Origin of the sequence: Methylobacterium sp. WL8 (assembly GCF_008040045.1) — a bacterium.
GTDB lineage: Bacteria > Pseudomonadota > Alphaproteobacteria > Rhizobiales > Beijerinckiaceae > Methylobacterium > Methylobacterium cerastii.
In genome coordinates this window covers 1-12,111 of the sequence record NZ_VRVF01000033.1, presented here as the reverse complement: position 1 = coordinate 12,111, position 12,111 = coordinate 1, and the positions used below count along the sequence as shown (strand labels likewise).

The window sequence follows — 12,111 nt, the reverse complement described above, 5'->3', positions numbered from 1 at the left end:
GCGCCCGTCGGGGCGCCGCTGGCCGTCGGCCCGTCCGGAGGCTCCGCCCCTCCCCGCTCGAACCGTGCCGGCATCGCTGCCGGCACGGGAGGTGTCGTGTCCTTCGTGGTCCGCATCGTCTTCACGCGAACCGGCTTCCACTTCGCTCGACGAGGCGTCCGATTACTCGGCCGCGTCGGCGGGCGGCTCGAGGGCGTCGTTGGCGGCCTTCTTGGACGAGGTCAGCTCGACGTTGAGGCCGAGCGACCGCATCTCCTTCACCAGCACGTTGAAGCTCTCGGGGATGCCGGCCTCGAAGGTGTCGTCGCCGCGGACGATCGCCTCGTAGACCTTGGTGCGGCCGGCCACGTCGTCCGACTTCACCGTCAGCATCTCCTGCAGCGTGTAGGCCGCACCGTAGGCCTCCAGCGCCCAGACCTCCATCTCGCCGAAGCGCTGCCCGCCGAACTGCGCCTTTCCGCCGAGCGGCTGCTGGGTGACCAGCGAGTACGGGCCGATCGAGCGCGCGTGGATCTTGTCGTCCACGAGGTGGTGGAGCTTCAGCATGTAGATGTAGCCCATCGTCACCTTGCGGTCGAAGGGCTCGCCGGTGCGCCCGTCATAGAGCGTCGACTGCGCCGAGCGGTCGAGGCCGGCCATCTCCAGCATGGTCTCGATGTCGGCTTCCTTGGCGCCGTTGAACACCGGGGTCGCCATCGGCACGCCGCGGCGCACGTTGTTGGCGGCCTCGGCCATGTCCTCGTCCGACAGGCCTTCCAGCTCCGACGGGGAGTAGATCGCCTGCATCTCGGCGCGCAGCGGCTCGATGTCCTGGCTCTTCAGGTAGGCGTCGACCGCCTTGCCGACCTTGCGGCCCAAGCCCGCCGCGGCCCAGCCGAGGTGGGTCTCGAGGATCTGGCCGACGTTCATGCGCGAGGGCACGCCGAGCGGGTTGAGCACGATGTCTGCATGCGTCCCGTCTTCCAGGAACGGCATGTCCTCGATCGGCACGATCCGAGAGACCACGCCCTTGTTGCCGTGGCGGCCGGCCATCTTGTCGCCCGGCTGGATCTTGCGCTTCACCGCGACGAAGACCTTGACCATCTTCATCACGCCGGGGGGCAACTCGTCGCCGCGCTGGAGCTTCTCGACCTTGTCGAGGAAGCGCTGCTCGAGGCGCTTCTTCGACTCGTCATACTGCTTCTGCATCGCCTCCATCTCGGTCATGAGACGGTCCTCGACGACGGCGAACTGCCACCATTGCGAGCGCGGGTATTCGTTGATGAGCTCACGCGTCAGCGTGGTCTCCTTCTTGAACCCCTTCGGGCCGGCGATCGGCGCCTGGCCGATCAGCACGCCGGAGAGGCGGGCGTAGGTGTTGCGGTCGAGGATCGCCTGCTCGTCGTCGCGGTCCTTGGCGAGGCGCTCGATCTCCTCGCGCTCGATCGCCTGGGCGCGCTCGTCCTTGTCGACGCCGTGGCGGTTGAACACCCGGACCTCGACGATCGTGCCGGTCACGCCCGGGGGAACCCGGAGCGAGGTGTCGCGCACGTCGGACGCCTTCTCGCCGAAGATGGCGCGAAGGAGTTTCTCCTCCGGCGTCATCGGGCTCTCGCCCTTCGGCGTGATCTTGCCGACGAGGATGTCGCCCGCATGCACCTCGGCGCCAATGTAGACGATGCCGGCCTCGTCGAGGTTCTTGAGCGCCTCCTCCGAGACGTTCGGGATGTCGCGGGTGATCTCCTCCGGACCCAGCTTGGTGTCGCGGGCCATCACCTCGAACTCCTCGATGTGGATCGAGGTGAACACGTCATCCTTCACGATCCGCTCGGAAAGCAGGATCGAGTCCTCGAAGTTGTACCCGTTCCACGGCATGAACGCGACGAGGACGTTGCGGCCGAGCGCGAGCTCGCCGAACTCGGTGGACGGGCCGTCGGCGATGATCTCGCCCTTCTTCACCGGCTCTCCGACGCGGACCAGCGGCTTCTGCGTGATGCAGGTCGACTGGTTGGAGCGCTGGAACTTCTGCAGGCGGTAGATGTCGACGCCGGGCTTGGTGGCGTCGGCCTCCTCGGTGGCCCGGATGACGATACGGGTGGCGTCCACCTGGTCGACGATGCCGGAGCGGCGGGCGGCGATGGCGGCGCCCGAGTCGCGGGCGACCACGGCCTCCATGCCGGTGCCGACGAACGGCGCGTCGGCGCGCACCAGCGGCACGGCCTGCCGCTGCATGTTCGAACCCATCAGCGCGCGGTTGGCGTCGTCGTTCTCGAGGAACGGGATCAGCGCCGCGGCCACCGACACGAGCTGCTTCGGCGACACGTCCATCAGGTCGACGCGCTCGGGGCCGACGACGATCACGTCGCCGGCGCGGCGGCAGACCACCAGCTCCTCGGTGAGCTTCTTGTTCTCGTCCATCTGCGCGTTGGCCTGGGCGACGTAGTACTTCGCCTCCTCCATCGCGGAGAGGTACGAGACCTCGTTGGTGACGACGCCGTCCTTGACCCGACGGAACGGGGTCTCGATGAAGCCGTACTTGTTCACGCGCGCGAAGGTGGCGAGTGAGTTGATCAGGCCGATGTTCGGGCCTTCCGGCGTCTCGATCGGGCAGATGCGGCCGTAGTGGGTCGGGTGCACGTCGCGCACCTCGAAGCCGGCGCGCTCGCGGGTCAGGCCGCCCGGGCCAAGCGCCGAGAGGCGGCGCTTGTGCGTCACCTCGGAGAGCGGGTTGGTCTGGTCCATGAACTGGGACAGCTGCGACGAGCCGAAGAACTCGCGCACCGCGGCCGCCGCGGGCTTCGCGTTGATGAGGTCCTGCGGCATCACCGTGTCGATGTCGACCTGGCTCATGCGCTCGCGGATGGCGCGCTCCATGCGGAGCAGGCCGAGGCGGTACTGGTTCTCCATCAGCTCGCCGACCGACCGGACGCGGCGGTTGCCGAGGTGGTCGATGTCGTCGATCTCGCCCTTGCCGTCGCGCAGCTCCACGAGCGCCATGACGACCGACAGCATGTCCTCCTTGCGGAGGGTGCGGACGGTGTCCTCGGCATCGAGGTCAAGGCGCATGTTCATCTTCACGCGGCCGACGGCGGACAGGTCGTAGCGCTCGCTGTCGAAGAACAGCGAGTGGAACATCGCTTCCGCCGTCTCCAGCGTCGGCGGCTCGCCCGGGCGCATGACGCGGTAGATGTCGAACAGCGCGCCCTCGCGAGCGGAGTTCTTGTCCACGGCCAACGTGTTGCGGATGTAGGGGCCGATGTTGACGTGGTCGATGTCGAGCACCGGGATCTCGGCGACGCCGACCTCTTCCAGCGCCTTGAGCAGCTTCTCGGAGATCTCCTCGCCGGCCTCGGCCCAGATCTCGCCGGTCTTCACGTCGACGAGGTCCTCGGCGACGTACTGGCCGACCAGGTCCTCGTCGGTCGCCTTGAGGAACTTGGTGCCCTTCTCGGCGATCTGGCGGGCGTTGCGGGCGTTCAGCTTCTTACCGGTTTCGAGCACGACCTCGCCGGAATCGGCGTCGATCATGTCGACCGAGGCCTTGAAGCCCTTCAGCCGCTCGGCGTCGAACGGCACGCGCCAGTCGGCGCCGTCCCGGTCGTAGACGACCTTGTTGTAGAAGGTGGACAGGATCTCCTCGCCCGACAGGCCGAGCGCATAGAGCAGCGACGTCACCGGCAGCTTGCGCTTCCGGTCGATGCGGACGTGCACGATGTCCTTGGCGTCGAACTCGACGTCGAGCCAGGAGCCGCGATACGGGATGATGCGGGCGGCGAACAGCAGCTTGCCCGACGAGTGGGTCTTGCCCTTGTCGTGGTCGAAGAACACGCCCGGCGAGCGGTGCATCTGCGAGACGATGACGCGCTCGGTGCCGTTGACGATGAAGGTGCCGTTCTCCGTCATCAGGGGCATGTCGCCCATGTAGACGTCCTGCTCCTTGATGTCCTTGACCGACTTCGCCGCCGTGTCGGGATCGACATCGAACACGATCAGCCGCAGGGTCACCTTCAGCGGGGCCGCGAAGGTGATGCCGCGCTGGCGGCACTCGTCGACGTCGTACTTCGGCTGCTCGAAGGTGTAGCGCACGAACTCGAGCAGCGCCGTCGAGGAGAAGTCCGAGATCGGGAATACGCCCCGGAACACGCTCTGCAGGCCCTCGTCGCCGCGACCGCCCTCGGGCTCGTGCATCATCAGGAACTGGTCGTAGGACGCCTTCTGAACCTCGATGAGGTTCGGCATCTCGGCGACTTCCTTGATCTTGCCGAAGAACTTCCGAATGCGCTTGCGACCGACCAGCGTATTGGCCATGTGACCTCGCTCCACCATCTTCGCGTCCTGGTCGCCCGGGGAAGTTTTTCCAACTCCCGCACCGGGCCATGGCTCGCGTCCCGCCGGACCGCGCCACCCGAATCGACTGTTCCCAGCGGCTTGTGCCAAGCCGAAACCCGTTCCAGGGTTCGCCGGCCGCTTGAAGCGGCCTCAGCCCGCGGGTGCGAACACCCGCGGGCTGCGGTCACGGTCGACTCCCGAGAGAGCCGCCGTGGGTGACGGGCCGGGTGCGGCCCGTCGTCGACTTACTTGAGCTCGACCTTGGCGCCGGCCTTCTCGAGCTGCGCCTTGAGCTTCTCGCCCTCGTCCTTGGTGACGGACTCCTTGACGGCCTTCGGGGCCGCCTCGACGAGGTCCTTAGCTTCCTTGAGGCCGAGGCCGGTGATCGCGCGGACCTCCTTGATGACCTCGATCTTCTTGTCGCCGACGGCGGCGAGCATGACCGTGAACTCGGTCTGCTCCTCGACGGCGGCGGCGCCCGCACCGGCGGCCGGGCCGGCGGCCACGGCGACGGCGGCGGCAGCCGAGACGCCCCACTTCTCTTCGAGCATCTTGGCGAGGTCGGCGGCCTCGAGAACGGTCAGCGACGACAGGTCGTCAACGAGCTTGGCAAGATCAGCCATGGTGATGATCCTCTAACGATATCGGTGTGAAGGGATGGGTTTGAAAGGGGTGAACGACCGTCAGGCCGCCTCGTCCTTGATGGCATAGGCTCCGAACACGCGGGCGAGCTTGGCCGCCGGCGCGTTGACGACCTGAGCGATCTTGGTCGCGGGAGCCTGGACGAGGCCCACGATCTTGGCGCGCAGTTCGTCGAGGGACGGGAGCGAGGCGAGGGCCTTCACGCCGTCCGGGTTCAGAGCGGTCGCACCCATGGCGCCGCCGAGGATCACGAGCTTGTCGTTGGCCTTGGCGAAATCCACCGCCACCTTGGCGGCCGCGACCGGATCGCTCGAATAGGCGAGCAGGGTCGGGCCCTTCAGGAGGGGCTTGATGGAGGCGACGTCCGTGCCATCGAGAGCGATGCTGGCGAGGCTGTTCTTCGCGACCTGCACGGTGGCGCCGGCCAGCTTCATCTGCGAACGCAGCTTCTGCATCTCGGCGACCGTGAGGCCTTTGTAGTGGGCCACGACGACGACGGCGCTCTTTGCGAACACGCCGTTGAGCGTCGAGACGAGATCAGCTTTTGCTGTCCTGTCCACTGGGGCTCTCTCCGGTTTGAGCGGAACCCGAGAATGGGTCCGCCGGTTGCACGTGCCGCCCGGGACGGAACTTCGACCTTGGTTAAGCCGAAAACGTCCTGGACGACGCTTCACGGCCCTGTCCCCCGGTGCCGCCCCCGCGAGGGGTGCGATGCCTAAGGGCTGAGATGGTTCAAACCGATGCCTTCACGCCGTCCCTCATCGGTCGGGCGCTTCGAAACTGCGGTCTTCCCCGTCTGTGCAGGCTTTGCGGATTAAGCCGGCGAACCGGCACCTGCAGTCTCGGACAGGACATGGCCGGACACGGCCTTCAGAGGTTTTCACCCCTTAGGTCCTGCCGGCCATCGACGCCCGGTCACCCAGGCGGCGTCTCGATACGGAGCCCGCCCGGGCGGACGGGCTCCATCAACAAACATGAAAATTGCGTGGAGCGCGGTGTATAGAGCCAAGCAAGCGCCCTGCCAAGTACCGAAACGCGACTTTTCCGACGTGGTCGCGCCGCGCCGGCCGTCGCGGCCCTAGGCCGCCTCGCGCTCCGGCACGAAGCGCTTGCGCGCGTTCTCCCACCACGAGCGCTGCCGCGCGGCCTCCGCCTCGGCGGCCTTGGCCGCGTAGAACGAGGCGTTGTGCTCGCCGCGCAGGGCCTCGCGGGTGAAGCGGATCAGGTGGTGGGCGACGAAGCCCATGTTGAACACCGCCTCGATCTGCCCGCGCTTCAGGGCGTAGCCGGCCGCCGACCAGAACGGCCGGCGGTAGTCGGAGAAGATGCCGACCCGGGTGATGATGTTGAACCCGAGGATCAGCCCGCGGCGCAGGTTGGTGAAGGTGAGCTTGCCCTTGGTCGGCGTCTTGATCCGGTGGGGATAGGTCGTCGCGCACTGGTGCTTGAAGCGCTCGAAGATCATTTCCGGCTCGTAGGCGTGCGCGATGGCCCGGCGCCAGCTCGACACCACGGTGTCGTGCGGACGCTTGAACAGCACGTTCGATTCGAGGCTGGCGTCGTGGAGCAGCCGCCCCTCCTTCTCGAGCCGGTCCCAGAGCGGAGTCTTCGGCAGCGCCTGAAGAATGTTGATCGTCAGGACGGGGATGCCCGACTTGTCGATGAAGTCGATCAGGTACTGCTCGGAAGCGTCCGATTCGGTGTCGAGGCCGAGGATGATGCCCGAGGTCACTTCGAGCCCGTAGGAGTTCAGCGTCTCGATCGCGCCGTACATCGGCACGGCGGCGTTGTGGGTCTTGTCGATGCCCTTGAGCGCGTCCTCCTCCGGCGTCTCGATGCCGACGAACACGGTCATGAAGTTCGCCTGGCGCATCAGCTCGAGGATCTCGGGCTGCTTGGCCATGTTCAGGGTCGCCTCGCAGGCGAACTGGAGCGGGTAGTCGTTCTTCTTCTGCCACGCCACCAGGTGCGGGAGCATGTCCCGCGTCGCCTTGCGGTTGGCGATGAAGTTGTCGTCGACGAAGTAGACCACCGCCGGGTGGCCGGGCTGGCTGATGATCGCGTCGAGCTCGGCGCACATCTGCTCGGCGCTCTTCAGCCGCGGCTGGCGCCCGTAGAGCTGCGGGATGTCGCAGAACTCGCAGCGGTACGGACAGCCCGACGAGAATTGCAGCGAGCCGATCAGGTAGCGCTTCAACGGAGCCGCCTCGTAGGCCGGCGCCGGGAAGTCGGAGAGCGGCAGCCGCTCCTTCGTCTCGAGCCGAACCTGGGCCGAGGGGCGCGTCAGGTCGCGGTCGAGGATCGATACCAGCTCGTCCGTGGCGTCGCCGATCTCGCCCATGTGGAGGTAGTCGAAGTCTGGGTACTTCTCCGGGGCGCCCGAGACCGAGGGGCCGCCGAGCACCGTCACCTTGCCGGCGGCGTGCGCGCGCTTGGCGATCTCGTGGATCTGCGGCTCCTGGATGTGCATGCCCGACACGAACACCGCGTCGGCCCAGGCGAACTCCTCAGGCGTGGCGCGCTTGATGTTCTCGTCGACGAACCGGCACTCCCAGCCTTCCGGCATGTAGGCCGAGATCAGCAGGAGCCCCTGCGGCGGCATGAAGGCCTTCACGCCGCCCATCAACGGGTAGGCGTGGGAGAACGTCCCGAAGGACGGCGTGTAGGCGGGGAAGACGCATAGGATGCGTCGCTTGGTCTGTACGGGGAGGGTGCATCGCATGCCGTCTATTTAGCACAGGCACGGGCGATGGCGCCCCCCTTGGCTGCGGCAATCTGCATCGTGATGTCGGGTATGGAGCCGCTCCGCGGCGCTTCTCGTGCTGGGTCCCGGCTCGCCTTTCGCTGACGCTTCAGGCGTCCAGGAAAACGGCGAGGGTTTGCTGCCAGGGTCGAGTCATGCGCACCCGATTTCCCGGACGGGTGAAGCGAAGCGGAACCCGATCCGGGACCCAGCCTGGAAAGCGCCGCGCAGCGGCTCTGGCTACTGATTGAGATCGAGATACAGATCACGCCGATCCGGGTTCATCGCCTCGATCAGCGCCAGCTTCCAGGCTCGCCGCCAGCGCTTGATCGCGTACTCACGAATCCGAGCGTCGATGATGCGCGGATGATCCTCGTACCAGACCAGCATCACGACGCCGTAGGTCTTGGTGAAGCCGGGCGTCACTGCAGTCCGATGCTCCCAGACGCGTCGTGCGAGATCCGTCGTGGAACCGGTATAGAGCGTTCCGTTCCGCTGGTTGGCCAGGATGTCGACGTGAGACGTCATCGGTGGCCCGCAGCGGGAGGACTCAAACGAAAAACGCCCGGCCGCAGGGGCCGGGCGCTTCGTCGTTCGTGCGGGACGGATCAGGCGCCGAGGACGGAGCCCGGCTCGACCTTCACGCCCGGGCCCATCGTCGAGGTGACGGCGATGCGCTGGATGTAGGTGCCCTTGGAGCCGGCGGGCTTGGCCTTGGCCACCGCGTCGGCGAACGCCTTGATGTTCTCGACGAGCTTCTGCTCGTCGAACGAGACCTTGCCGATGCCGGCGTGGACGATGCCCGCCTTCTCGACGCGGAACTCGACCGAGCCGCCCTTGGCGCCGGCGACCGCGGACTTCACGTCCATGGTGACGGTGCCGACCTTCGGGTTCGGCATCAGGCCGCGGGGGCCGAGCACCTTACCGAGGCGACCGACGAGCGGCATCATGTCCGGGGTGGCGATGCAGCGATCGAAGTCGATCTTGCCGCCCTGGACGATCTCGAGGAGGTCCTCGGCGCCGACGATGTCGGCGCCGGCCGCGCGGGCGTCGTCCGCCTTGGCGCCGCGGGCGAACACCGCCACCCGCACCGTCCGGCCGGAGCCGTTGGGCAGGTTGCAGACGCCGCGGACCATCTGGTCGGCGTGGCGCGGGTCGACGCCGAGGTTCATCGAGACCTCGACGGTCTCGTCGAACTTGGCGTTGGCCTTGGCCTTCACCATCGCGACCGCCTCGGCGATGCCATAGAGCTTGGTCGGGTCGATGCCCTCGCGGGCGGCGCGGATGCGCTTGCCTTCGTTTGCCATGGTGCCCTCCCCTTACGCGGTGACTTCGAGGCCCATGGCCCGCGCGGAGCCACGGATCATCGCGACGGCGGCGTCCACCGAGTCGCAGTTCAGGTCGGGCATCTTCTTCTCGGCGATCTCGCGAAGCTGCGCCTCGGAGACCTTGCCGACGTTGGAGCCGGGTTTGCCGGGGGTCTTGGAGCCCGAGGCCGGCTTCTTGCCGATCTTCAGGCCCGCGGCCTTCTTCAGGAAGAAGGTGACCGGCGGCTGCTTCATCTCGAAGGTGAAGCTGCGATCCTGATAGGCCGTGATCACGACTGGGATCGGGGTCCCCTTCTCGATCTGCGCGGTCTTCGCATTGAAGGCCTTGCAGAATTCCATGATGTTGAGGCCGCGCTGACCGAGCGCGGGACCGATCGGCGGCGACGGGTTGGCGGCGCCGGCCGGGACTTGAAGCTTCACGTAGCCCGTGATCTTCTTCGCCATGGGACTGCTCCCAAATGATTGCGCGCCGCCGGGCTGCCTGAGGCTCGGTCGGACGGGCGGTTGCAGGTCGCGGTGCGGACCGTGGACCCCGGCGGCGAACCGGGCGGGCCTTCCGCGTGTGATCGGCGAAGTTCGAGCTGCGGGGAGAAGGGTCGCCCCTGCCCTCTCCGCCGCCCTCCGTCCGCTCTACGTCAGGCCTTCTCGACCTGGGCGTATTCGAGTTCCACCGGGGTGGCGCGGCCGAAGATCGACACGGCGACCTTCAGGCGCGAGCGGCTCTCGTCGACTTCCTCGACGGTGCCGTTGAACGAGGCGAAGGGACCGTCGGCGACGCGGACCGTCTCGCCGATCTCGAAGGAGATCGAGGGCTTGGGACGATCGACGCCCTCGGCGACCTGGCCCTTGATCCGCTCGGCTTCCGAATCCGGGATCGGTACCGGCTTCGACTTGTCGGCGCCGAGGAAGCCCGTGACCTTCGGGGTGTTCTTGATCAGGTGGTAGACCTCGTCGGTGAGGTCGCACTTCACCAGCACGTAGCCGGGGAAGAACTTCCGCTCCGCGTCGACCTTGCGCCCGCGGCGGACCTCGACGACCTTCTCGGTCGGGACCATCACCTCCTCGAAGAGGTCCATGAGCCCACGCTGGGCCGCCTGATCCTTGATGGACTGGGCGACCTTGTTCTCGAAATTCGAGTAGGCGTGGACGATGTACCAGCGCTTCGACACGGTTCTGATCGACTCCTGAGCGTTCGCGGCGGGCCGGGGCCCGAGGCGGTGTGTGTTGTCCTAGAGACCCAGGATCAGGCCGACGAAGTAGCGCAGGCCCTGATCCACCACCGTGAAGAACAGGCTCGCGACCACCACCATCACGAACACCATGATCGTGGTGACCGTGGTCTCCTTGCGGGTCGGCCACGTGACCTTGCGGCCCTCGTCGCGCACCTGCCCGAGGAAATCCAGCGGGCCGACGCGCTTCGGCGCGGGCCGGGCGGGCGGGGCGTTGCGCTGCGGCGGCTGCGAGGCCGCGCCGCGGACCGGGCCGCGCGCCGGATCGGCCTTCTTGGTCGCTTCGTTCGATGCCATGGCGTCAGGAACCGGGTTTCGAGAATGACGACGGGTTCGGAAGCTCGCTCGAACGAGCCCGAACCGACAGCCGCCATCGATCTCGGAGTGCGCCCGCTCTAGCGCAAGTCGTCGGGGTTGTCGACAGCCGCGGCACGTCGCGGGAATGGGAGATGGGCAGCAGCTGGTGGCTGGAAGGCGCTGTAGACTGGCAGGAGTGGAGGGACTCGAACCCGCAACCTCCGGTTTTGGAGACCGGCGCTCTGACCAGTTGAGCTACACTCCTATCGTGTCGCCCAATGCCCGATCGGGCGCCGGGATGCAAGGCCCGGCCGGGCGGGAAATGCGTCAGCGGCCGTGATCGGCGCGCTCGGCCGCCGTCAGCGGTCGCAATCCCGCGGCGTCGGCGTGGAACAGCTCGTCGCTGCGGCCGTAGGGCCCCTTCCGCAGCCGGTCGCGCACCTACGCGGCGAAGCCGGCGCGGGCCTTGCTGTCGGCGGGCCACGCCATGAGCAGGTCGCGCGTCGGGATCGCGACGGTGACGGCCTCCGCCTTCAACGCGCTCCGGACCCTGTCGAGATAGCTCGGCAGCATCAGGCGGGCGGCGTCGTAGTTGTCGTCCTCGCTCGTCATGACGAAGATGGGCGTGCCGTCGGCGACCGCGAGCGCGAACGCGGCGTCCTTCGAGGCCTCGGCGAGGTTGGCCAGCGCCAGAGCCTCGATGGCGGTCGGGATCGCCCCGGCGCCGACGCCCCACCCGTCGAGCATCGACCGGGTCAGGTAGCGCATCCGGTCCGTCCCATCGATGACGTAGGCCACGACCAGGGTCTCGGAGAAGGTCCGCGTGGCGAGGTCCGGCACCTGCCGCAGAATTTCGCGCGGCAGAAGCTGCACCCGCAGCTGCGTGCGTACCGCCGCGAGACTCGGCTCTCCGGTCGACGGCGGCGCGTTCACGGCCTTCAGCGCGGTGGCGAGGTGCGCCTCGATCAGTCGCCGGCGCGCGTCGCCGGCGAGCGGGGCGACGCGCGGATAGAGGTTGGTCAGAGCGATCGTGCTGCCGCCGAACAGGATCTGCTTCGGATCGGGGTCGGGGAGGATCTCGGCCCCGGGCAGCATCGCCCGCAGGACGGCCGCCACCTCGGCGCGGAAGCGTCCGTCGCTGAGGGCGTCCGCGCAGGCCGGGCGGATCAGGATCGCGCTCGCGGCGGCGGCGAGCAGCAGACGGCGCGTCGGCCGCGGAAACCTAATCGAGGTGTTCATTCCTGATGGTCCGCCGGAGACCGCGGGCATCAGGAAAGTAAACCGGAGGCCTCGTGTCAAGCTCCGGGGCCGTCGCGGCTGAGGGAACGCCGATTTGAGGCGGTGACGACGGGGCTTGGACCCGATTCCACGGCCTCGGCGACGCAAAACGGCCGGCGGAGACCGCCGGCCGTGCCGAATCGCTCGCTTCGAGCAGCTTACGCGTTGATGGCGGCGACGACGCCGGCGCCGACGGTGCGTCCGCCTTCGCGGATGGCGAAGCGCAGCTTCTCCTCCATGGCCACCGGCACGATCAGCGTGACGTCCATGGTCACGTTGTCGCCCG

At 67.6% G+C, this 12,111-nt stretch carries 10 protein-coding genes, 1 tRNA gene and 1 pseudogene; all 12 read right to left on the bottom strand.

Going from position 1 to position 12,111, the window contains the following annotated elements; translation table 11 throughout:
- Window positions 1-162: 162 nt before the first annotated feature.
- Window positions 163-4,287 (bottom strand): DNA-directed RNA polymerase subunit beta, encoded by a 4,125-nt coding sequence (rpoB, locus tag FV234_RS13445; RefSeq protein ID WP_147752994.1) that lies wholly within the window; start codon window positions 4,285-4,287, stop codon window positions 163-165.
- A gap of 266 nt (window positions 4,288-4,553) precedes the next feature.
- Complete coding sequence (gene rplL, locus FV234_RS13440) at window positions 4,554-4,931, bottom strand: 50S ribosomal protein L7/L12 (protein WP_147752993.1); 378 nt, start codon at window positions 4,929-4,931, stop codon at window positions 4,554-4,556.
- Between the two features lie 60 nt (window positions 4,932-4,991).
- Window positions 4,992-5,510 carry a 50S ribosomal protein L10 gene (gene rplJ / locus FV234_RS13435; protein WP_147752992.1) on the bottom strand — a complete coding sequence of 173 codons (519 nt, stop codon included), beginning with the start codon at window positions 5,508-5,510 and terminating at the stop codon, window positions 4,992-4,994.
- A 518-nt stretch (window positions 5,511-6,028) separates the two neighbouring features.
- Complete coding sequence (locus tag FV234_RS13430) at window positions 6,029-7,672, bottom strand: B12-binding domain-containing radical SAM protein (protein ID WP_147829756.1); 1,644 nt, start codon at window positions 7,670-7,672, stop codon at window positions 6,029-6,031.
- A gap of 261 nt (window positions 7,673-7,933) precedes the next feature.
- Entirely contained in the window at window positions 7,934-8,221 is a 288-nt protein-coding gene (locus FV234_RS13425) for a GIY-YIG nuclease family protein (protein WP_147752990.1), read from the bottom strand.
- An 80-nt stretch (window positions 8,222-8,301) separates the two neighbouring features.
- Entirely contained in the window at window positions 8,302-9,000 is a 699-nt protein-coding gene (rplA, locus tag FV234_RS13420) for a 50S ribosomal protein L1 (RefSeq protein ID WP_147752989.1), read from the bottom strand.
- A gap of 12 nt (window positions 9,001-9,012) precedes the next feature.
- Window positions 9,013-9,465 carry a 50S ribosomal protein L11 gene (rplK, locus tag FV234_RS13415; protein WP_147752988.1) on the bottom strand — a complete coding sequence of 151 codons (453 nt, stop codon included), beginning with the start codon at window positions 9,463-9,465 and terminating at the stop codon, window positions 9,013-9,015.
- A gap of 191 nt (window positions 9,466-9,656) precedes the next feature.
- The gene (gene nusG / locus FV234_RS13410; protein WP_147752987.1) at window positions 9,657-10,190 is read right to left on the bottom strand and encodes a transcription termination/antitermination protein NusG; all 534 of its coding nucleotides are present in this window, start codon (window positions 10,188-10,190) and stop codon (window positions 9,657-9,659) included.
- A gap of 60 nt (window positions 10,191-10,250) precedes the next feature.
- Window positions 10,251-10,547 carry a preprotein translocase subunit SecE gene (gene secE / locus FV234_RS13405; RefSeq protein ID WP_147829754.1) on the bottom strand — a complete coding sequence of 99 codons (297 nt, stop codon included), beginning with the start codon at window positions 10,545-10,547 and terminating at the stop codon, window positions 10,251-10,253.
- 188 nt (window positions 10,548-10,735) lie between these two features.
- Window positions 10,736-10,812: transfer RNA gene (locus FV234_RS13400), tRNA-Trp, on the bottom strand.
- A gap of 176 nt (window positions 10,813-10,988) precedes the next feature.
- Window positions 10,989-11,786: a hypothetical protein gene (locus FV234_RS13395; RefSeq protein ID WP_147829752.1), complete on the bottom strand. Its 798-nt coding sequence runs from the start codon at window positions 11,784-11,786 to the stop codon at window positions 10,989-10,991.
- 197 nt (window positions 11,787-11,983) lie between these two features.
- A pseudogene (tuf, locus tag FV234_RS13390) lies at window positions 11,984-12,111 on the bottom strand (elongation factor Tu); the annotation flags it as partial.